This is a genomic window from Nocardioides sp. dk884 (assembly GCF_009557055.1).
GTDB lineage: Bacteria > Actinomycetota > Actinomycetes > Propionibacteriales > Nocardioidaceae > Nocardioides.
In genome coordinates this window covers 411,163-432,031 of sequence record NZ_CP045649.1, presented here as the reverse complement: position 1 = coordinate 432,031, position 20,869 = coordinate 411,163, and the positions used below count along the sequence as shown (strand labels likewise).

Here is a 20,869-nt window from a genome sequence, read left to right as displayed (position 1 = left end):
TCCCCCACCTACCGTGATGCACCGCACAAGAGATGCGACCCCACGGGCTCGGGCCTTGTCGGTGCGAACTTTCTGGAGGAACAGTGAAGACAGCCAACAATCTGCGCACGCGCATCGCGGCGGTGCTGTGCACGAGCGCACTGCTCGCCACGGGCTGCGCGAGCGACTCGTCCGATGACGAGGAGAAGGGCTCCGGCGGCTCCGGTTCGCTCAGCATGGACGAGATCTACCGCACCGGCCTGGTCGACGTGCCAGAGGCGGCCGGCGAGCCGACCCAGGGCGGCACGCTGACCGTCGCCGAGTACGCCGAGGCGGTCTCCCTCAACCCGGTGCAGACCTACGCCACCGGCCAGACCGGCATGAACGTGCTCGCCGCGATCTACGACACGCTGATGCGCTACGACGTCGAGTCCAAGACCTTCGAGCCCCGCCTGGCGGAGTCCCTCGAGACGACCGACAACGTCACCTGGACGCTGAAGCTGCGCGACGGGGTGAAGTTCAGCGACGGCACCACGCTCGACGCCGACGCCGTCGTGGGCAGCATCGAGTACTACATGGCCAACTACGGCTTCCAGGGCACCCTGATCCAGGCGAACCTGAAGTCGATGAAGGCGACCGACAAGAGCACCGTCGAGTTCACCTTCAAGACCCCGTGGGCGACCTTCCCGAACCTGCTGGCCAGCGGCCCCGGCCTGATCATGGCCCCCGCGGCGTACAAGAACCCCGAGAAGTTCCAGCCCATCGGCGCGGGCCCGTTCGTGCTCAAGTCGCAGGCCCCCGGCGAGAAGACCATCGTCGCCGCCAACGAGGACTACATCGACGGCCGGCCCTACCTCGACGAGATCGAGTTCGTGATGGTCGGCGCCGACCAGGCCAAGTGGGAGTCGCTGCGCGCCGGCGAGGTCGACATGGCCTACATCCGCCAGGACGACGTGGTCCAGGACGTCCGTGAGGCGGGCTACCCCGCGATGGTCAACGCCCAGAGCGGCGTTCGCATCCTCACCCTGAACGCCCGCGAGGGGCGTCCGAGCTCCGACGTGCGGGTGCGCCAGGCGATCAACTACGCCATCGACGCCGAGACCTACATGGAGCGCACCACCGGCAACGGCGAGATCGCCGACCGCGGCCTGATCGCGGAGTTCTCGGAGTGGGCCAGCGACGCCGAGCCGGTCGAGACCGACCCCGAGAAGGCGAAGGAGCTGCTCGAGGAGGCCAAGGCCGACGGCTACGACGGCAAGATCACCTACCTCGGCCAGTCCGACTCGACCTCCAAGGACGCCGCGGTCGCCGTCAAGGCGATGCTCGAGGCCGTCGGCTTCGAGGTCGAGCTCGACTTGGTGAACAACGTCGCCGAGCAGACCAAGAAGGTCTACATCGACGGTGACTTCGACATGGCCATCGGCGCCACGTCCATCCCGGACGAGGACGTCTACTCCCGCCTGTACGCCGCCCTCGGCAGCGCCTCCATGTCCAACCCGGGCCGCTACGCCAACCCGGAGATGGACAAGCTCCTGACCGACCTGCAGGCCGCCGCCTCCCCCGAGGACGGCGCCGAGGAGATGGCCGCCGTCGAGGACCTGTGGCGTGAGGACGTGCCCTACGTCAACATCGCCGGTGGCGCCTTCGTGAACGCCTGGCACGACGACGTGCACGGCATCGTGCCCACCGCTGAGTCGAGCATCCTCTTCGACAAGGTGTGGATCGAGGACTGATCGCACCCGCACTCCCGCCGGGGCCCGGCACCGCATCGCGGTGCCGGGCCTCGGCGCATTTCGGATCGTTCTCCTCGCTCCTGCCGGGCGGGGTCCGGGGCGGTCGATCTACTCGTTGGGCGGGTGCGCGGTGACGAGCCGCGTGGTAGCGCGGCCCTTCATCAGGTGGAGCCCGTGGGGGATCGCCAGAGGTACGTCGCAGCGCCGCGCGGGCTTTGCCCCACGGGAACGCGCACACCGGCTGGGTGAGACGGGTCTGCTCGACGAGCCGGTCGGGGATCGCGTAGGCGTCGGTGTGGTGGTGGGCCTCCTGTGCCGGTCGCGACCTCGACCGATGCCTCGAGAACCCCCTCCTCACGCCCCTGGGGCACATGTAGGAGCGTCCCGAACACTCGCATGAAGCCAACCGCTACCGAACCGTGCCCGGACAGGGATGCGGCCCCGCCGACGGGATGTAGGCGGGGTCCGGGGCGGTCGATCTACTCGTCGGGCGGGTGCGCGGTGACGAGCCGGGTGGTGCCGTGGTCCTTCACCAGGTGCAGCCCGTGTGGGGATCGCCAGAGGTACGTCGCCGCGTCGGTCTTGTCGTAGGTCCAGCCCGTGTGGGTCTTGGCCCGATGATGTCGGCGGCAGAGCGGAGCCAGGTTGCAGCTGCAGGTCGGACCGCCGTCGCCATGGGCGACGACGTGGTCGGTGTCGCAACGCCTCGCGGTTCGCTCGCACCACGGGAAGGCGCACACCGGCTGGGTGAGACGGGTCTGCTCGACGAGCCGGTCGGGGACGGCGTAGGCGTCGGTGTGGTGGTGGGCCTCGAGGTCGATGACCGGCTTGACGACCACCTGGGCGTCACCGCTGCACCAGTCGCGGACCTGCTCGGTCGACACGATGGATCGGGTCTCCTCGACGTGGGCGATCCCGGCCTCGTCGCGGCTGATCGCCGCGTGGGAGAGGTGGACGTGGATGACCACCTGCCGCGGCTTCACCACCGAGGCGGCGCCTTCACCGGCGCTGCCCGCCTCGCCCCGTAGGTCGAAGGCGAGCTGGCGTCGGGCGAGCTCACCGGCCGCCATCGAGCGGCGCACATCGAGGCAATCGCTGGAACCCAGCGCCGCCAGCTCTTCGGCGCCCTGGCGGATCGCGGTGTCCAGGTCGATCGCGTCGGCCAGGTCGAGGACCCCCTCCACGTGGACGGTCCCGTCGTGGATGGCCTTGTCGGTGTGGACGTCGAACCGGCGTCCCTCAACTGAGGCGAGACGTTCCTTCTCCGCACCTTCGGGGTCGAAGGCGACGCGGGCCTGATCGACGAGCCGCTCGATCCCGGCCCAGCTGATCTTCCCCACGAACCCGGCGAGCTGGCGGTCCACGAACTCCGCCCCGTCCAGCGGCAGCGTGGTCGTCAGCTGCGCGAGCCGCCGGGCCTTCCACAGCGGGACCTTGCCGGCGCGGACCAGCTTCCAGGTGCGCTTGAGGCGGTGTGCCAGCTCGAGCGCATCCCCGACCAAGGACCGGGCGGAGTCGGTGGACAGGCCGATCGCGGCACCGAACTCCAGGGGCGCGAACTCCGCCACCAGCGGAGCACCCTCACCAGCGAGCGGGACGGCCAGCTCGCCGAAGACCAACCCGGTCGCCGGTGCCGCGTCGGCGACCGACTCTTCGGGGTGCATCGACGCCCACACCAGAGCGGCCTCCAGGACGTCGATCTCCGCCCGCTGGGCTGCCGCCCGACGGCGCTGCGCGAACGCCAGCACGGCGGCTGGAGTGTCGCACTCGGGGAGCTCGGGATCGGCCATGCCTCATCTTACTCGAACGAACGTTCGAGAGCAATGGTTTTCTCCACCGCTGTTTCAGCCTCCTCGGCCGTCGTCTCGACGAGCTCGACCGCCGGGGGGCTCCCACGCAGGCACAGCGCTGAAAGCAGTTGCCGCCGCCGCTACCGACTGACACTCTCGCCCCGACCGCGAGACAGCGAGAACGGGGAGCTCATGCAGGTGACTCAGATCGGTGCGGCATTCGCCTCGACGGATCCGACTGCTGCCGGCGGATGGTTCGCCGAGCACCTCGGCTTCACGATCCTGGTGGATCTCGGCTGGTACGTCAGCACCCAGCACCCGGACCGCGAAGAGCTACGCGTCGACTTCGTCCGGCACGACCACCAGACCTGGGTCGGGCCCGCGAACCGGGTTCAGGGCGCCATGCTCGCGCTCGTCGTGCACGACGTCGACGGCCAGCACGAGCGAATGGTGTCCAACCGGGTCCAGATCCTCACACCACTCCTCACCGAGCCGTGGGGACAGCGCCGGCTTCAGGTGGCCGGCCCGGACGGACTCGTCATCGAGCTCGTGCAGCAGGTCGACCCCGACCCCGAGTGGATGGCAGCACAGGGGTTGTCTGCCTGACCGCTGCGCCGCCGAGAGGACCCCACCGCACCGCACCCACGGCGCACCGGACCCACGGCACGCTCGACCTACGGAGCGCGGGTCGGCCAGGGGGCGGCCTGCTCGAGCTGGGCGGCGAGGGAGAGCAGCAGCTCCTCCCCGCCCAGGTCGGTGAAGAAGTGCGCGCCCAGCGGGAGGCCGCGCTCGTCGAGGCCGGCGGGGACCGACATCGCGGGGGCGCCGGAGACGTTGCCCGGGCTGGTGTAGGCGGAGTAGCTCGACGCACGCTCGTACATCGCTGCGGGGTCGGTCGTGTCCAGGAACCCCAGCTGCGGGGTGGGCTGGCACAGCACCGGCGTCAGCACCACGTCGAGGTCGGCGAACATCGCGCCGATGCTGCGACCGGTGCGCTCGAAGCCCTGCAGGGCCCGCGCGACCTCGGCAGCCGGCACCTGGCGGTAGTGCTCGTACATCCCGCGGGTGAACGGCTCCAGGTCGTCCTCGCGCAGCTCGCGGCCGAGCTCGGCCAGCCGGTCGTCGACCAGCGCGGCCAGCGAGGCGCCCATGACCAGACCCGACCACGGCGCCATCTCGGCGTAGCGGTAGCCGAGCGTGACCTCGCGGACCTCGTGGCCCAGGGAGGTGAGCAGGTCGGCGGTGCGCCGCACCGCCGCGACGTACTCCGGGGAGGTGGGCGGGCCGTCGGGCACCGACGTCGCGACGCCGATCCGCAGCCTGCCCGGGTCGCGTCCGGCCGCAGCGAGGAACGTCCCCGACGGGGTCGGGGCGTCGAACGGCGCCCCCGGCACCCGGCCGTGGGAGACGTCGAGCAGCAGCGCGGAGTCGCGGACGGTGGTGGTCAGCGCGTGGTGCACGCTGGTGGGGTTCGAGAGCCCCGAGAGGTACGGCGCCGCGGGCACCCGGCCCCGGCTCGGCTTGAGCCCGAACAGCCCGCACATCGCGGCGGGGATCCGGATCGAGCCGCCGCCGTCGTTGCCGTGCGCGACCGGGACCATGCCGGAGGCGACCGCCGCCGCGGACCCGCCGCTCGACCCGCCCGGGGAGTACGCCGGGTTCCACGGGTTGTGCGTGGGGCCGTAGAGCAGCGGCTCGGTGCTGGCGTTCTTGCCCAGCTCGGGGGTGTTGGTGATCCCGAGGACCACCATCCCGGCGCGCCGGTAGCGCGCCACGAGCTCGCTGTCGCTCGTGGCGACCTTGTCGCGGAACAGCCGGCTGCCGCCGGTGGTGGGCAGGCCGGCGACGTCGGTCGACAGCGTCTTCACCAGCGTCGGTACGCCGCGCAGCGGGCCGTCCGGGAGGCCCGCGTCGACCTCGGCGAGCGCCTGCTCGAAGCGCTCGCCGACGACGGCGTTCAGCGTCGGGTCGAGCTTCTCGATGCGCGCGATCGCCGCCTCGACGACCTCGCGCGCCGACACCTCCCCCCGACGTACGGCGTCGGCGGTCGCGGTGGCGTCACCCAGCGAGAGGTCCATGTCTTCCTACCCGACCGGGTGGTGGCAGGCGACGAACTGGCCTGGGTGCAGCTCGCGCAGCTGGGGCTCCTCGGCCGCGCAGCGCTCGGTGGCCAGCGGGCAGCGGGTGCGGAAGCGGCAGCCCGAGGGCGGGTTGAGCGGCGAGGGCAGCTCGACGGCGGCCGCGGAGCTGGCGACCTCGCGGTCACCGGCGCCGGGGATCGAGGCGAGCAGCATCCGGGTGTAGGGGTGCGCGGCACGCACCTCCATGTCGGCGGACGGGATGACCTCGCAGGTCTTGCCCAGGTAGAGCACCATCACCCGGTCGCTGATGTTCTTGACCACCGACACGTCGTGGGCGATGAAGATCATGCTCAGGTCGTACTGCTCCTTGGTGCGCTCGAGCAGGTTGAGGATCTGCGCCTGCACCGAGACGTCCAGGGACGAGACCGGCTCGTCGCAGATGAGCACCTCGGGGTTCATCATCAGCGCCCGCGCGATGCACACGCGCTGGCACTGACCACCGGAGAGCTCGTGCGGACGCCGCTCCCACACGACCGTCGGGTCGAGCCCGACCGCGGTGAGGGTCTCGCGGATCAGCGTCTCCTTCTCCTCCGCGGTGCCGTCGTAGCCCCAGATCGCGAGGCCCTCGGCGACCAGGTCCTTGACCTTGCGGCGCGGGTTCAGCGAGGAGGTGGGGTCCTGCATGATCATCTGCATCCGCGCCCGTGCCTTGCGCAGGTCGCGGGTCTTGAGCCCGGTGAGCTCCCGATCGCCGAGGCGTACCCGCCCGGACGTCGGCGCGGGCAGCTGCATGACCGCGCGGCCGGCGGTGGACTTGCCGCAGCCGGACTCGCCGAGGATGCCCAGCGTCTCGCCGGGGAGCAGGTCGAGGTTGAGCCCGGAGACGGCGTGCACCTTCTGCTTGCGCCCGACCGGGAACTCCACGACGAGGTCGTCGACGCTGAGGACCGGGGAGTCCGAGGAGCGCATGTGGGCGGTTCCGCTGCCTGCCATCAGTTGATCTCCTTCACGAGGCCGGCCGGCGCGGGGTCGGGGCTCGCGGCCCCGGGCGCCGACAGCGGGTAGTGGCAGGCCGCGAGGTGCGGCTCCTGCGAGGTGCCGCGGTCCTCCAGCAGCGGAGTCTCGGTGCGGCACCGGTCCGTGGCGTAGACGCAGCGCGGGGCGAAGCGGCAGCCCGAGGGCGGGTTCGCCATGTCCGGCGGGGTGCCGTTGATGGCGCGCAGCAGCGTGTGCGGGGCGTCCTGCAGCCGCGGGATCGAGGCCAGCAGCGCCTCGGCGTAGGGGTGCGTGGGCGCGGCGAAGACCGTGCCGGTGTGCGCGGTCTCCACGACCCGGCCGGCGTACATCACCTGCACCCGGTCGGTGCGGCCCTCGACGGCGCCGAGGTCGTGGCTGATCAGGATCGTCGCCATGTTCATGGTGGTGCTGAGCGAGGCGAGCAGGTCCAGGATCTGCTTCTGCACCGTCACGTCGAGGGCAGTGGTCGGCTCGTCGGCGATCAGCAGCTCGGGGTCGCACGACAGCGCCATCGCGATGACCACGCGCTGCCGCATGCCGCCGGAGAGCTCGTGGGGGTACTGGTTCATCCGTCGCGCGGGCTCGGGGATGCCGACCTTCTTGAGCAGGTCGACCGCCCGCTCGCGCGCCTCGGCCTTGCCGACGCCCAGGTGCAGGCGCAGCGCCTCGGTGATGTGGACGCCGACCTTCTTGACCGGGTTCAGCGAGGTCATCGGGTCCTGGAAGACCATCGCGACCTTGGGGCCCCAGAGCTTGCGCCGCTGGCTGGGCGAGATCGCGTGGACGTCCTGGCCGGCCAGCCGGACGATGCCGCTGACGGTGGTCGTGGGGCCGTTGGTGATCAGGCCCATGATCGTGCGCCCGAGCACCGACTTGCCCGACCCGGACTCGCCGACGATGCCCAGGGTCTCCCCCGGGCGGAGCGTCAGCGAGACCCCGTCGACCGCGCGGACCAGGCCGCGGGGAGTGGCGAACTCGGTGCGGACGTCCTCGACCTCGAGGATGGGATGACTCGTCATATCTTCGCGCTCCTTGCGTCCCAACGCTTCTGGGCCTTCTCGCCCAGCAGGTTGAAGGAGAAAACAGTGAGGAACAGGAACGTGCCCGGCACCAGGACGACGTGCGGGAAGTCCTGCATGGTGCCGCCCTCGCCCTCGGAGATCATGTTGCCCCAGGTGGGCTCGGGAGCCTGGATGCCGAGCCCGAGGAAGCTGAGCGAGGCCTCGGCGACGATCAGCACCGAGATCATCACGATCATCATCGAGAACACCGGCAGCATGACGTTGGGCGTGAGCTCGCGGACCATCACCCGCAGCCGGGTGGCGCCCATCGCGCGGGCCGCGAGCACGAACTCGCGCTGGGCGAAGGCGATGGTGTTCGCCCGCGCCAGCCGGATCATGCTCGGGATGGTGATGATGGCCAGCGCCAGGGCGATGTTGCGGATCTTCGGGTCCAGCACGGTGCCCAGCGCGATCAGCAGGATCAGCGGCGGCACCGCGAGCAGCGCGTTGGTGAAGATGCCGACGACGCTGTCGACGCCGGAGCGGAAGTAGCCCGCCACGATGCCGATCGCGCCGCCCACGACGGTGCCGATCGCGACCGCGAGCAGCGAGATCATCAGCGAGGTGCGCGCGCCGTAGATCGAGCGCGCCAGCAGGTCCAGGCCGTAGTTGTTGGTGCCGAGCGGGTGCTCGGAGAGCAGCTCCGGGGTCTGGTACGTCGGCGCGGTGAGCGCCGAGGCGACGTCGACGTGCTCGCCCAGCGGCAGCACCGGGGCGAGGACCGCCACGGTGATCAGCGCGATCAGCCACGCCGAGCACAGGTAGACCAGGATGTCGGGGCGCCGGCCGCGGACGGCCCAGACGATGCGGGACAGGCCCTGGGAGGCGACGATGACGCCCGCCAGGACGAGCACCGCCTTGGCGAACAGCACGAGCGGGGCCGACCAGCCGACCACCAGCAGCGCCACACCGGCGAGCAGGAGGCCGGCGCCGACGGCACCGAGCTGGGAACGGGTCAGCGAGGACCCCTCGGGGGTCTGCTTCCTAGGCATGAACACGGCGGGTCCTTGGGTCGAGGTAGCCATAGGAGAGGTCGATACCGGCGTTCACGAGCACGTAGATCGCCGCGATGACGAGCACGGAGCCCTGGACCAGCGGGTAGTCGCCCTGGTTGGCGGCGTTCACCACCACACCGCCCATGCCGGGCAGCGCGAAGAGGTACTCGACGATCACCGTGCTGCCCACGAGGCGGCCCATGCTGATGCCGAGCAGCGTGATCAGCGAGAACGACGAGGGGCGCAGCGCGTCGACGACGAGGATCCGCCACGGCGGCATCCCCTTCGCCTTCGCCGCGAGGATGTAGTCCTCGTTGAGCGTGCCGATCAGGTCGTTGCGCAGCACGCGCGTGAACGTGGCCAGCTCCATCAGCGCGATGGTCAGCGCGGGCAGGAAGGAGTGGTAGAGGCTGCCGAGGGGGTCCTCGGTGATGCGCACCCACTGGGCGCGCGGGAACCAGCCGAGGCCGTTGGCGAAGACGGCGATCAGCAGCAGGCCCGCGAGGAACGACGGCACCGAGAGCACCGCGAACATCGAGGCCCCGATGACCCGGTCGACCAGGCCGCCGGGGCGCGAGGCGCTCCACATGGCCAGCGGGATCGCCATCGCCAGCGCCATCAGCAGACCCATCGCGGCGAGCTGGACGCTCACCGGGAGCGCGCCGAGGATGCGGTCCACGACGTCGTTCTGCGGCGGGATCAACGAGGTGCCCAGGTCGCCGCGCAGGGCGGACCCGAACCAGTCCAGGTAGCGCACGAGGACGTTGTCGTCGAGCCCGAGCTCAGCGCGCTTGGCGGCGTACTCCTCAGGGCTGCGGCCGTCGCCGAGGATGGAGACGGCCGGGTCGCCGGGCAGCAGCGAGACCAGCATGAAGACGCCGAAGCTCACGATCATCAGCACGGCGACGAGCTCGCCGATGCGAATCAGTGCTGTGCGCATCAGCGGCCACGTCCGGCCGGTGACACACGAGCTGCGGTTGACATCCAGGGAGTTCCCTTCGGGCGGGCCGGTCGGGAGACCGGCCGGAGAACGTGACGCGGGGGGACGCACGGCCGAGCCGGCGAAACGCTGACGCTAGGGCTCGTGTGGTGGAGGCCACACGCGGTTTCTCACTGACCGGGAGGCCGATTTCAGCAGGGCTCTCGCCCCCTGCTCCTCAGCCGAAGAAGGCCTGTCCGCCGTCCAGCGGGAGGGTGGCACCGGTCAGGTAGCGCAGGTCGTCGCCGACCAGCGCGACGACCGCCCGGCCGATGTCGTCCTCACACTCGCCGATGCGCCCGGCGGGGATGGTCGCGGTGAACTCCGCCGCCTCCTCCGGGAACGCCTCGGTCCACGCCTTCAGCCCCGGCGACAGGGCGTGCGGGGCGATGCAGTTGGCGCGGATGCCGTCGCGGGCCCACTCGACCGCGGCGGTGCGGGTCAGCGAGCGCACGGCCTGCTTCGCCGCGGCGTACGAGCCGTACGTCGAGGGGTCCCAGCGCACCATCGCGGAGGTGACCAGGTTGACGATGTGGCCGTTGCCGCTGGCCGCGAGGTGGGGGTGGCAGGCGCGCATCATCGCCATCGTCGCGAACGGGCCGGAGACGAAGCCGCGCTGGAACTGCTCGTCGCTCAGCTCCAGCAGCGGGCCGAAGGCGCCGGTGTAGGCGTTGTTGACCAGGATGTCGATGCGCCCGAACCGGGCGGCCACGGCGTCGACCACGGCGGGCACGCCGGGGGTGTCCGCGACGTCGAAGGCGAACGCCTCGGCCCGGACCCCGCGCTCGCGCAGCAGCTCGCAGGTCGTCTCCAGCTTGGCCGGCGTGCGACCGAGCACCGCGACGTCGGCGCCCTCGGCGCCCAGCGCGAGGGCGATGCCCTGACCGACGCCCTGACCTGCGCCCGTCACCAGCGCGACCCTGCCCTCGAGCGAACCCATCGATGCCCTCCTCCCGGCCGGCGTCGGCGCCGGCCACAGGGCGCCCATGGAAGTGGCCGCGATCACCCGCAGGTAGAGGTGATCCCGGTCACTGGAACGGGGTAGGGTCCACGTCCCGGTGATCGGGAAATGTGGTGTGCGTCGCTTCCAGGCGCCCCACACTGACCGCCTCCCCCGTCACGCCACCACCCCGATCGAGGGCACGATGACCACGGATCTGCACGCCCACGCCATGCGCGCCATCGCGGACCTCACCGGTCCCGGCGGTCGCTTCGAGCTCGTCGAGGAGGAGGTCCTCGGCACGACGCTGCGCGTCCACGCGCACCGCGACCTCTCGCTGCGCGCGCTGCTGGAGCAGTCCGTCGAGCACGGTGACCGCGACTACCTCGTCACGAGGGACGAGCGGCTCTCCTACGCCGAGCACGCCGAGCAGGTCACGGCGCTGGCGCACGCCCTGCGCGAGCAGTACGGCGTGCAGCCCGGCGACCGGGTGGCCATCGCCTCGGCGAACAACCCCGGCTGGGTCCTCGCCTTCTGGGCGACGGTCTCGATCGGCGCGGTCGCGGTCGCCTACAACGCGTGGTGGACCGAGCGCGAGCTCGCCTACGGCCTGGGCCACACCCGCCCCCAGGTGCTCGTCGTGGACGAGCGCCGCGCGGCGCTCGTGCAGCCCGTCGACGGGCTCACCGTGCTCACGGTCGAGGAGGACCTGCCGCGGCTGGTGGCCGAGCACCGGGGCAGCCCGCTGCCCGCGGCCACCATCGCCGAGGACGACCCGGCGGTGATCATCTACACCTCCGGCACCTCGGGGCGCCCCAAGGGCGCGGTGCACACCCACCGCAACCTGCTGGCCGTCCTGGAGTACCACCGCTACAACGACGCGCTGCTGGCGGCGTTCGGCGACCCGACCGACCCTCGCGATCGCAACCACCTGCTGGTGATGCCGCTGTTCCACATCGGCAGCCTGCACAACCTGGTGGTCACCCGGCTCGGCACCGGCTCCAAGATCAGCATGCACCTCGGCGCGTTCGACGTGGACGCCGTCATGAGCCTGATCGAGCGCGAGCGCGTGACCAACTGGGGCGCGGTCCCGACGATGGCCAAGCGGCTGCTCGAGCACGGCGACCTGGGCCGCTACGACACCTCCTCGTTGCGGGCCTTCGCGCTCGCCTCGGCGCCGTCCTCCCCGCAGTTCAAGGACCAGCTGCGCTCCCAGCTGCCGTTCGCCGCGTCGCTGGCCGACAGCTACGGCCTCACCGAGTCGTGCACCGCCCTCGCGGTGGCCACCCCGATGGACCTCGAGGAGGCCCCCGGCACCCTGGGCCGCCCGATCATCGGCGTCGAGCTCGAGGTCCGCGACCCGCTGGGCAACGCGCTGCCGCCGGGCGTCGAGGGCGAGATCTGCGCGCGCAGCGTCTACAACATGCTCGGCTACTGGGAGGACCCCGAGGCCACCGCGGCCACGATCGGCCCGGACCGCTGGCTGCACACCGGCGACCTCGGCCAGCTCGACGAGCAGGGCCGGGTGCGCCTGTCGACGCGGCGCTCGGACCTGATCATCCGCGGCGGCGAGAACGTCTACCCCGCGGAGGTGGAGGGCGTGGTGATGGAGCACCCCGACGTCGAGGAGGCGCTGATCCTCGGCATCGATCACGACGACCTCGGCCAGGAGGTCGCGGCGGTCGTCGTACGACGCAGCACGGAGGTGGACGCCGAGAAGCTCGAGCAGGAGCTGCGCGAGCACGTCGCCGCCTCGCTGGCCTACTTCAAGGTCCCCACCCACTGGCGCATCACCGACCAGGCGCTCCCCCGCAACGCCACCGGCAAGGTGGTCCGGGCGCGCGTGCAGGTCTGAGGGCCGCGCGCCGCTCAGGACACGAGGTCGCGCAGCATCCGGTCGGAGACGAGCAGGGCGTCGCGGTCGTACGTCGAGGCGCTGGACATCAGCTCGTCGGCGCCGGTGCGCTCGGCGAGCTCCTCCAGGCGCCGCCGCACGGTCGCCGGGCTGCCGAGCACGGCGCGGTCCAGCGAGGCCTCGACGCGGCGGCGCACCTGGTCGGACCAGGTGGCCGCGCGGATGCCGGCCACCGGCTCCAGCGGCGGGAACTCGCCGTCGCGACGCGCCAGCGCCATCGCCCAGGCCTCCGGGAGCGCGAGCTCGCGGGCGCTCGCGTCGTCGGCGGCGACCAGGACGTCGAGGGAGACCGTCACCCAGGGGTTGCTGCCGAGATGGGGGTGGAACCGGCGCCGATAGCCGGCCAACAGGTCGGGCAGCTCCTCGGCGTCGAGGACCGGTCCGCCCACCACCACCGGCAGCCCGAGCCGGGCGGCGACCTCGACGCCGCGCCCGGTGGCGAGCACGTGCATCGGCACCCGGCCCGGGGTCGCCGGGCGCGCGGTGACCTCCCCGCTGCCCTCCAGGTAGCCGCGCAGCTCCGCGAGGTCGTCGGCGAAGGAGTCGGGCGCGTCGAGGTCGCGGCGCAGCGCGCGGCGTACCGGCGCGGTGAAGCCGAGGGAGCGGCCCAGGCCCAGGTCGACGCGTCCGGGGTGCAGCGCGTCGAGCACCAGGAACTGCTCGGCGACCACCAGCGGCTGGTGCAGCGGCAGCATCACCCCGCCCGACCCGATCCGGATGCGGGAGGTGCGCGCCCCGACCGCGGCCAGCAGCACGGCCGGCGCGCCCGAGGCGATACCGCGCACCGCGTGGTGCTCGGCCACCCAGAACCGCTCGTAGCCGATCAGCTCGGCATGCTCCGCGCGGGCCACCGTGGCATGCAACGCCTCCGCGTCGGGGTGCCCCACACGGGTCCGGGAACGGTCGAGCAGCGAGAGCCTCACCCAGGACTCAACGCCGCGGGGTGGGCTGGGCTTCCCGGGGGGCCGGGGGCGGGGGGCCGGGGGCGGGGCGGTCGGGGCGGTGTCTTTCGGCGCACTTGCTGGGAAAACCACCGGTCCCCGGACGTACCAGGTGTTTATCTCAGCAATTGCGCAGTTACGAGCGCCCCGCCGCACCCGCACCGGCACCCGCCACCGCCGTGCCGGCGCGCGGGACCCGCCAGGCGCAGAGGACGACCAGGAGCGCGGCGAGCAGGGTGACCGCATAGCTCAGCCGCAGCGAGCCGAGGGTGGGGTACGTCGCGCCGCCGGCCTCGAGCGTGGAGGCGGCCAGCACGATGCTGACCACGGCGCCGGAGACGGCGAGGCCCAGGGAGCGCATCAGCGCGTTGACCCCGTTCGCGGCGCCGGTCTCCCCCACCGGGACCGCCGACATCACCAGCTGCGGCAGCGCGCCCATCCCGAAGGCGAGGCCCGCGCACATGACGATGCTGGCCAGCGCGAAGTACCAGGGCTCGTCGTACCAGACGAGCGGCACGGCGTAGGACAGCGCGACCAGGACGCCGGCGAGCATCAGGCTCAGCCGCGCTCCGCGTACGACGATGAAGCGGGCCGCGAGCGGGGCGAGCAGCAGCATCGTCAGCCCGCCGGTGCCGATGACCAGCCCCGCGACGACCATGTCGAGGCCGAGGCCGTAGCCGGTGGAGGTCGGGGCGTTCATCATCTGCGGGAAGGCCAGCCCCTGGGGGTACATCGAGAAGCCGAGCGCCAGCGCCGCGAGGTTCGCCCAGACCATCGTCGGGCGCGCGGAGACCCGCAGGTCGACCAGGGCGTCACGGCGGCGCAGCTCGAAGCGGGTCCACCAGGCCAGCACCGCGACGACGAGCACGGCGAGGGCGCCGATGCGCGGGCTGGCCCAGCCCCACTCCTGACCGCGGGTGACCACGAGGAGGAACGCGACCAGCGCCACCGCCAGCCCGAGGGCCCCGAGCAGGTCGAAGCGGCCGGGACTGGTGACCCGCGAGGGCGGGACGACCAGCAGCACCGCGACCGCGCACACCGACGCGATCAGCGCGACCAGCAAGAACATCACCCGCCACGACGCGACGGCGAGCACGAGCGCGCTCAGCGGCATCCCGATCGACCCGCCGATGCCCATCGTCGCGCTCATCACCGCGATGCCGGTGGCCATCTGACGGGTGGTCAGCTCCTCGCGCATCACGCTGATCCCCAACGGGATCGTGCCCATCGCCAGGCCCTGGAGCGCCCGGCCGGCGATCATCGGCAGCAGGCTCGAGGACGCCGCGCAGACCAGCGAGCCGGCGATGAGGAACCCCAGGCTCGCCAGGATCACCCGGCGCTTGCCGACCATGTCCCCGAGGCGACCGCTCACCGGGGTCGCGACCGCGGCGGCCATCAGCGTCGCGCTGACCACCCAGGTCGCGTCGGCGGCGCTGGTGCCGAGCATGCCGGGCAGCGAGGGCACCAGGGGGAAGATCATCGCCTGCACGAGCGCCACGCAGATGCCGGCCGCGCACAGCACCGCGATCATCGCCGCCGGGCGCGGCGCACCAGGGGTGCCGGCCCGCGCGGCGGTGGCGCTGCCCGAGGTCACCTGCTGCTCATCGGGGGCGCTGGAGCAGGGCGTCGATGAACAGCCCCTCGGTGCTGACCAGCACCTCTCCGTCGTGGGAGATCGTGCCGGTGGTCCAGATCTTGCGGCCCTCGACGCGCTCCTGGCGACCGCTGATGAGCAGCTCCTCGTGCAGCGGCACCGGTGCGTGGTAGCGGACCGTCAGCGTGCCGGTCATCCCGGCCGTGCCGGCCCAGGCGTTCGCGACGCCGAGGGTGTGGTCGAGCAGCAGCGCGCTCACGCCGCCGTGCACGCAGCCGGGCGGGCCCTGGTAGAGCACCCCGAGGCGGACCGTGCCGGAGACCGAGCCGTCCTCGTGGCCGGTGAGGTGCAGCGGGGGTGCGAGGGCGTTCTCGGGGCCGGTGACCGGGTCGTGGCGGGTGGCGCCCTCCCCGGACCACATGTCCACCATCCGGGTGTCCAGGGCCGGGGTGTGCTCCTCGACCTCCTCGCTCAGCGCGGTGATCCGCCGGGCCAGGTCGTCGAGGTCGACGGCCGCCGTGTCGCCGGTGCGCAGCAGCGCCTCCGCGAGCCGTCGTACGGCGGCCACCGCGGCGTCCACGCCGCCGTCCACCGGCGGCGACGAGCACTCGCGGAAGGACTCCCCGGCGACCACCTCAGCGCACCCGGGCGGTCGCGTGGGTCAGGACCGGCTGGCCATCGCGCTCGGGGCAGGTCGCGGACAGCAGCAGGTCGGCGCCGTCGCGCCACACCGCGGTGCGGATCGTCTCGCCGGGGTGGATCGAGCCGGCGAAGCGCACCGAGAGCGAGTCCAACCGGGCGGCGTCGCCGTCGAGCAGCCCGTCGACGATCGCCTTGGCGACGATGCCGTAGGAGGCGAGCCCGTGCAGGATCGGCCGCTCGAACCCGGCCGCCTGGGCGAACTCGGGGTCGATGTGCAGCGGGTTGAGGTCGCCGTTGAGGCGGTAGAGCAACGCCTGGTCGGGGCGGGTCGGGGACTCCAGCACGTGGTCGGGCCCGCGCTCCGGGGCGCTCCAGGCGCTCTCCGGACCGGGCTCGCCACCGAAGCCGCCCTCGCCGCGGGCGAAGATCTGCATGCGGGTGGTCCACAGCGGCTGGTCCTGCTCGTCGCGCGCGTCGTGCTCGAGCACGATCACCGCCGCCTTGCCCTTGTCCCAGACCTCCGCGACCCGGGTGCGGAGGCGGGCGCGGCCCTGCGCGGGCAGCGGCCGGTGCACGGTCAGCGCCTGGCCGCCGTGGAGGATCCGGCGCAGGTCGATGTCGATGCCGGGCATCCGCATCTCCGGCGCGCTGGCCTCGTCGCCTGCGGAGAGCCCCTTGCCGGCGACCATCGCGAACGTCGGCAGCACCTGCAGGCCGCGCTCGAAGGTGTAGGCGAGCTCGGGATCGCTCGCGGCGTCGCGGCCGGCGCCCACGGAGAGGTGGTAGAGCAGCACGTCGCGCGGGGTCCAGCAGACCTCTCGCACGGTGGGCTCCGCGCCGAGCGCGGTGGCGACGTCGATAGGCACGGGCTTACGTGACCACCCGGACGGGGTCGGGTCGACCCCCGGTCCCACTGACTGGACCCCGGCGGGCCCGGCGCACCCCCGGGCGCGGCCCACTCAGCGGGATGCGCGGCGAGACGTCGTACCCGCCCGCTCCTAGGGTCGCAGCGACCCGGGGGCCGGGCTGCTGCCCGCCCCGACGAGCAGCAGGACAGGAGTGTTCATGGGCAACACCGACCTCACGGGGCGTACCGCCGTCGTGACCGGCGCGGGCGCCGGACTGGGCCGGGCCGAGGCCCTGGCACTCGCCGCGCGCGGCGCGAACGTGGTCGTCAACGACATGGGGGACGCGGCGGACGGGGTGGTCGCCGAGATCGAGGCCCTCGGCTCCGCGGCGATCGCCGTCAAGGGCGACATCGGCACCTGGGAGATGGGCCAGCAGCTCGTCGACGCCGCGGTGGAGACCTACGGCGGGCTCGACATCGTCGTCAACAACGCCGGCATCACCCGCGACACGATGCTGTTCAACATGTCCGAACAGCAGTGGGACGACGTCGTCCGGGTGCACCTCAAGGGCCACGCCTCGCTGTCGCGCGCCGCGTCGGTGCACTTCCGCGCCGCGTCGAAGGCCGCGGACGCCCCGGTCTACGGGCGCATCATCAACACCGCGTCCGAGGCGTTCCTCTTCGGCGCCCCCGGCCAGGCGAACTACGCCGCGGCCAAGGCCGGCATCGTGGCGCTCACCTTGTCGACCTCGCGCGGGCTGTCGCGCTACGGCGTCACGGCCAACGCGATCTGCCCGCGGGCCCGCACCGAGATGACCTCCAAGGTCTTCGCCGAGGACCCGGAGAACCGCGAGCTCGACATCCTGGCCCCCGAGCGGGTCGCCACCTTCGTGTCCTACCTCGCCTCTCCCGCCGCCGCGCGGATCAGCGGCCAGGTGTTCGTGGCGTACGGCGACTTCGTGGCGCTGATGGCGGCCCCGACGGTGGAGCAGAAGTTCACCGCGGCCGACGGCACCTTCTCGGTGGAGGAGCTCGACGAGCAGCTCTCGTCGTACTTCGCCGACCGCTCCGAGCACCAGACCTACGCGGCGTACAGCGTCGCGAAGCTGGACACCACCGGGGTCGGCACCCTCAACGGCTGACCCGCACGCGGGGCCGGGGGCGGCTCAGGGACGGTCGGTGAACAGCAGCCCGGTCGCCATCTTGATGTCGCCCTCGGCCTCCGTCATGCCCAGGCGACCGTTGAGCACCGAGATCAGCACGCCGTACCAGCAGTGCACGATCAGGCGCACCCGCCGGTCGTCCTCCTCGGTCGGGTCGGTGAGGCCGGCGGTCTCGAGGACGACCTGCTGGAAGATCGCGTCGTTGACCGCCGACTCCGGCGTCGCCGCGGACTGGGCCTGGTTGTTGGACTGGATCATCGCCAGCGACAGCTTCGGGCGCCGCGCCATCTCGTGGGTCATCCCCACCAGCAGCGACTCCACCGCCTGCGCCGGCGGCAGCCCGACCGGCAGCGCGCCGCTGGTGGAGAACCGCTCGACCTGGTAGCGCATCACCGAGGTGAACAGGTGGGTCTTGGAGGGGAAGTAGCGGTAGAGCGTCGCGATCGCGACGCCGGCGGACTTCGCCACGTCGTGCATCTGCACGTGCTCCAGGCCGTGCTCGGCGCCCAGGCGAGAGGCCGCGCGCAGGATGCGCTGGTGGCGCTCCTTCTGCTCTGAGGAGCTGGGCTCCGCGGCCGGTCGGCCCTCTGCGATGCGCGGCACGGCACCTCTCCCTCTGCTCTCGGGTCCAGCCGGGGCGACGATGCTGGGACTGGTTCGGCGGCGCCTTCGAGGCTACCGGTGAGTGGGACCTGGCGCCGGCGGCAGGTCAGGTGCGACATCGTCACGCGATGTTTCGATGAGTGGGACTTGACGCCGGGACCGGCTGTGGCTGCGAGCACACTCGGAGATCCTCAGATCGGCCGCTCGTGCGGCTTGACACGGGACTTTTGACAGGGAACGGAGAGCGCAATGACCGCAGTCGAGGACGAGGTTCGCCACATCGAGACGGGCCCCGCGCCCACCCGGTACGCCCGGGGCTGGCACTGCCTGGGCCTGATCCGGGACTTCGCCGACGGCAAGCCCCACCAGATCAAGGCCTTCGGCCAGAAGCTGGTGGTGTTCGCGGGCGAGGACGGCGCGGTCAACGTCCTCGATGCCTACTGCCGCCACATGGGCGGCGACCTGTCGCAGGGCGAGGTCAAGGGCAACGAGATCGCGTGCCCCTTCCACGACTGGCGTTGGGGTGGCGACGGTCGCTGCAAGTCGATCCCCTACGCCCGCCGCGTCCCGCTCCGCGCGCGTACCGCCGCGTGGCCGACGATGATCCAGGACGGCATGCTCTTCGTCTGGAACGACCCGGAGGGCAACCCGCCGCCCGCCGACGCCGCGATCCCCAAGATCGCCGGCTACGAAGACCCCGAGTGGACCGACTGGGTCTGGTACACCACGACGATCGAGGGCGCGAACTGCCGCGAGATCGTCGACAACGTGGTCGACATGGCGCACTTCTTCTACGTGCACTACTCGTTCCCGACGTACTTCAAGAACATCTTCGAGGGCCACGTGGCCACGCAGATCATGAACGGTGTGGGCCGCGAGGACGTCGCCCGGCCGCAGGCCGCCGGCAGCAACGCCCCCAAGAACAAGGGCACCAGCTCCACCGCGAGCTACTACGGCCCGTCGTTCATGATCGACGACCTCACCTACCACTACGAGGACGGCAACGACGTCCCCTCGGTGCTCATCAACTGCCACTACCCGATCGATGAGAACTCCTTCGTCCTGCAGTACGGCGTGATGGTGAAGAAGCTGCCCGGTCTCGACGACGAGGCCTCGACCGCGATGGCGCGCAAGATGGGCGACTTCATCCGCATCGGCTTCGAGCAGGACGTGGAGATCTGGCGCAACAAGGCGCGCATCGAGAACCCGCTGCTGTGCGAGGAGGACGGGCCGGTCTACCAGCTGCGTCGCTGGTATGAGCAGTTCTACGTCGACGTCGGCGAGGTGCAGGCGGAGATGGTCGACCGCTTCGAGTTCGAGATCGACACCACCAAGCCGAACGCGGCCTGGCGCCGCGAGGTCGAGGAGAACATGGCCCGTCGCGCCGCTGCCCAGCAGGAGCAGCCGGTCTGATGGCGGTGCGCCCCGACGTCCGCCTGGAGACCGCTCCCATGCAGCCGGTGTCCTGCACCAGCTGCGGGGTCAGCGTCCAGGCCCGCAAGAGCAGCTGGGACCAGACCACCATCCAGTGGAACGACCAGGCCGTCGCGGCGTGCGTCGAGCGCCGCGCCTCCAAGCCCCGCCCGGGGCCCAACGGCGCGACGTTCGTCGGCTGCTTCGCGCTGCGCGACTCCGTGCGCGCCGCTGCGGTGCGTGGCGACCTGGACGTCTTGTCCGACGAACCGCTGCCGAGCAACCCGGCAGCCCTGAACGAAGCGAGCAACGCGTGATCGATCCGTCCCGCTACGGCCCCTGGGCCGTCATCGCCGGTGGCTCCGAGGGGGTGGGCGCGTCCTTCGCCCACCAGCTCGCCGACGCCGGTCTCAACCTCGTGCTGCTGGCCCGCAAGCCGGGCCCGCTCGAGGAGACCGCGGAGGCGGTCCGCGCGAAGGGCGTGGAGGTGCGCACCCTCGCGGTCGACCTCATCGACCCCGACTCGGTGAAGCGGATCCAGGAGGCGACCTCGGACCTCGAGGTCGGCCTGCTGGTCTACAACGCCGGCGCGAACAGCTACGGCCACGAGTTCGTCACCGGCGACCTCGACCGGTTCCAGAACGTCATCGACCTCAACATCACCGCCCAGATGGCGCTCGTGCAGCTCTTCGGCGCCCCGATGAAGGAGCGTCGCCGCGGCGGCCTCCTGCTCGTCGGCTCCCTGGCCGGCTTCATGGGTTCCGCGCAGATCAGCGTCTACTCGGCCGTCAAGGCGTTCTGCCGGGTCTTCGCCGAGGGCCTGTGGCTGGAGATGGCCGACTACGACGTGGACGTCCTCGAGTTCGTCCTCGGTGTCACCCGGACCCCCGCCATGGAGCGGGCCGGGCTGAACTTCGACGTTCCCGGCATGCACGTCTCCGAGCCCGACGACGTCGCCCGCCAGGCGCTGTCGCAGCTCACCGATGGCCCGGTGCAGATCGCGGCCGGCAACGAGCGCCTGGTCGAGGTCCGCAGCGGCCACGACCGCTCCGCCCTGCTGCGCGCCGCGCGCGAGAAGTCCCGCAAGCTGCTGCCGCCCTCGAGCGAGTAGCCAGCCCGCGCACCCCAGCACCACACGAGAGCCGGTCATTCCTCCAGGGGGATGGCCGGCTCTCG

Annotated in this window: 19 protein-coding genes; 7 read left to right on the top strand and 12 right to left on the bottom strand. The window is 71.8% G+C overall.

The window, feature by feature from the left end:
- The first annotated feature begins 83 nt into the window (after positions 1 to 83).
- Positions 84 to 1,712, top strand: coding sequence for an ABC transporter substrate-binding protein (locus GFH29_RS02090; RefSeq protein ID WP_194288899.1), 1,629 nt, complete (start codon positions 84 to 86; stop codon positions 1,710 to 1,712).
- A gap of 479 nt (positions 1,713 to 2,191) precedes the next feature.
- On the opposite strand, the gene GFH29_RS02085 is transcribed toward GFH29_RS02090, so the two are convergent.
- On the bottom strand, positions 2,192 to 3,502 hold the full coding sequence (locus tag GFH29_RS02085; protein WP_153321827.1) for an HNH endonuclease signature motif containing protein: 1,311 nt from the start codon (positions 3,500 to 3,502) through the stop codon (positions 2,192 to 2,194).
- Positions 3,503 to 3,535: 33 nt separating this feature from the next.
- Here GFH29_RS02085 and GFH29_RS02080 point away from each other — a divergent pair, with 33 nt between their 5' ends.
- The gene (locus GFH29_RS02080; protein WP_153321826.1) at positions 3,536 to 4,108 is read left to right on the top strand and encodes a VOC family protein; all 573 of its coding nucleotides are present in this window, start codon (positions 3,536 to 3,538) and stop codon (positions 4,106 to 4,108) included.
- Positions 4,109 to 4,176: 68 nt separating this feature from the next.
- Here GFH29_RS02080 and GFH29_RS02075 read toward each other — a convergent pair whose 3' ends face one another.
- From GFH29_RS02075 to GFH29_RS02050, 6 genes are all read right to left on the bottom strand, one after another.
- The gene (locus tag GFH29_RS02075) at positions 4,177 to 5,580 is read right to left on the bottom strand and encodes an amidase (protein ID WP_153321825.1); all 1,404 of its coding nucleotides are present in this window, start codon (positions 5,578 to 5,580) and stop codon (positions 4,177 to 4,179) included.
- Positions 5,581 to 5,586: 6 nt separating this feature from the next.
- Complete coding sequence (locus tag GFH29_RS02070) at positions 5,587 to 6,576, bottom strand: ABC transporter ATP-binding protein (protein WP_153321824.1); 990 nt, start codon at positions 6,574 to 6,576, stop codon at positions 5,587 to 5,589.
- Positions 6,576 to 7,619 carry an ABC transporter ATP-binding protein gene (locus tag GFH29_RS02065; protein WP_153321823.1) on the bottom strand — a complete coding sequence of 348 codons (1,044 nt, stop codon included), beginning with the start codon at positions 7,617 to 7,619 and terminating at the stop codon, positions 6,576 to 6,578. Before GFH29_RS02065 ends, GFH29_RS02070 begins: the two co-directional genes overlap by 1 nt.
- A complete protein-coding gene (locus GFH29_RS02060; protein WP_194288898.1) occupies positions 7,616 to 8,653 on the bottom strand; it encodes an ABC transporter permease in 1,038 nt (345 codons plus the stop codon). The genes GFH29_RS02065 and GFH29_RS02060 overlap by 4 nt, the downstream gene beginning before the upstream one ends.
- Positions 8,646 to 9,596: an ABC transporter permease gene (locus GFH29_RS02055; protein WP_228387707.1), complete on the bottom strand. Its 951-nt coding sequence runs from the start codon at positions 9,594 to 9,596 to the stop codon at positions 8,646 to 8,648. Before GFH29_RS02055 ends, GFH29_RS02060 begins: the two co-directional genes overlap by 8 nt.
- A 217-nt stretch (positions 9,597 to 9,813) precedes the next feature.
- On the bottom strand, positions 9,814 to 10,575 hold the full coding sequence (locus tag GFH29_RS02050; protein WP_153321821.1) for an SDR family NAD(P)-dependent oxidoreductase: 762 nt from the start codon (positions 10,573 to 10,575) through the stop codon (positions 9,814 to 9,816).
- A 205-nt stretch (positions 10,576 to 10,780) separates the two neighbouring features.
- Between GFH29_RS02050 and GFH29_RS02045 the strand changes: the two genes are divergently transcribed.
- Positions 10,781 to 12,430 carry a class I adenylate-forming enzyme family protein gene (locus GFH29_RS02045; protein WP_153321820.1) on the top strand — a complete coding sequence of 550 codons (1,650 nt, stop codon included), beginning with the start codon at positions 10,781 to 10,783 and terminating at the stop codon, positions 12,428 to 12,430.
- A gap of 14 nt (positions 12,431 to 12,444) precedes the next feature.
- Here the strand turns inward: GFH29_RS02045 and GFH29_RS02040 are convergent, their stop codons facing one another.
- The 4 genes from GFH29_RS02040 to GFH29_RS02025 form a co-directional block, all read right to left on the bottom strand.
- Positions 12,445 to 13,413, bottom strand: coding sequence for an MsnO8 family LLM class oxidoreductase (locus GFH29_RS02040; RefSeq protein ID WP_153321819.1), 969 nt, complete (start codon positions 13,411 to 13,413; stop codon positions 12,445 to 12,447).
- Between the two features lie 154 nt (positions 13,414 to 13,567).
- Positions 13,568 to 15,025 carry an MFS transporter gene (locus GFH29_RS02035; RefSeq protein WP_153321818.1) on the bottom strand — a complete coding sequence of 486 codons (1,458 nt, stop codon included), beginning with the start codon at positions 15,023 to 15,025 and terminating at the stop codon, positions 13,568 to 13,570.
- A 7-nt stretch (positions 15,026 to 15,032) separates the two neighbouring features.
- A complete protein-coding gene (locus GFH29_RS02030; protein ID WP_153321817.1) occupies positions 15,033 to 15,659 on the bottom strand; it encodes a PaaI family thioesterase in 627 nt (208 codons plus the stop codon).
- A gap of 1 nt (position 15,660) precedes the next feature.
- Positions 15,661 to 16,533 carry a MaoC/PaaZ C-terminal domain-containing protein gene (locus GFH29_RS02025; RefSeq protein ID WP_153321816.1) on the bottom strand — a complete coding sequence of 291 codons (873 nt, stop codon included), beginning with the start codon at positions 16,531 to 16,533 and terminating at the stop codon, positions 15,661 to 15,663.
- A 199-nt stretch (positions 16,534 to 16,732) separates the two neighbouring features.
- On the opposite strand from GFH29_RS02025, the gene GFH29_RS02020 reads away from it, so the two are divergent.
- Positions 16,733 to 17,656, top strand: a complete 924-nt coding sequence (locus tag GFH29_RS02020) for a 3-oxoacyl-ACP reductase (protein ID WP_153321815.1) — start codon at positions 16,733 to 16,735, stop codon at positions 17,654 to 17,656.
- 24 nt (positions 17,657 to 17,680) lie between these two features.
- Here GFH29_RS02020 and GFH29_RS02015 read toward each other — a convergent pair whose 3' ends face one another.
- A complete protein-coding gene (locus tag GFH29_RS02015; RefSeq protein WP_153321814.1) occupies positions 17,681 to 18,280 on the bottom strand; it encodes a TetR family transcriptional regulator in 600 nt (199 codons plus the stop codon).
- Positions 18,281 to 18,529: 249 nt separating this feature from the next.
- Here GFH29_RS02015 and GFH29_RS02010 point away from each other — a divergent pair, with 249 nt between their 5' ends.
- Genes GFH29_RS02010 through GFH29_RS02000 form a run of 3 tightly spaced genes read left to right on the top strand, consistent with a single transcriptional unit; the run spans position 18,530 to position 20,804 of the window.
- Positions 18,530 to 19,693, top strand: a complete 1,164-nt coding sequence (locus GFH29_RS02010; protein WP_153321813.1) for a Rieske 2Fe-2S domain-containing protein — start codon at positions 18,530 to 18,532, stop codon at positions 19,691 to 19,693.
- Entirely contained in the window at positions 19,693 to 20,010 is a 318-nt protein-coding gene (locus GFH29_RS02005; protein ID WP_153321812.1) for a ferredoxin, read from the top strand. The genes GFH29_RS02010 and GFH29_RS02005 overlap by 1 nt, the downstream gene beginning before the upstream one ends.
- Positions 20,007 to 20,804 carry an SDR family NAD(P)-dependent oxidoreductase gene (locus tag GFH29_RS02000; RefSeq protein WP_153321811.1) on the top strand — a complete coding sequence of 266 codons (798 nt, stop codon included), beginning with the start codon at positions 20,007 to 20,009 and terminating at the stop codon, positions 20,802 to 20,804. The genes GFH29_RS02005 and GFH29_RS02000 overlap by 4 nt, the downstream gene beginning before the upstream one ends.
- Positions 20,805 to 20,869 lie beyond the last annotated feature (65 nt).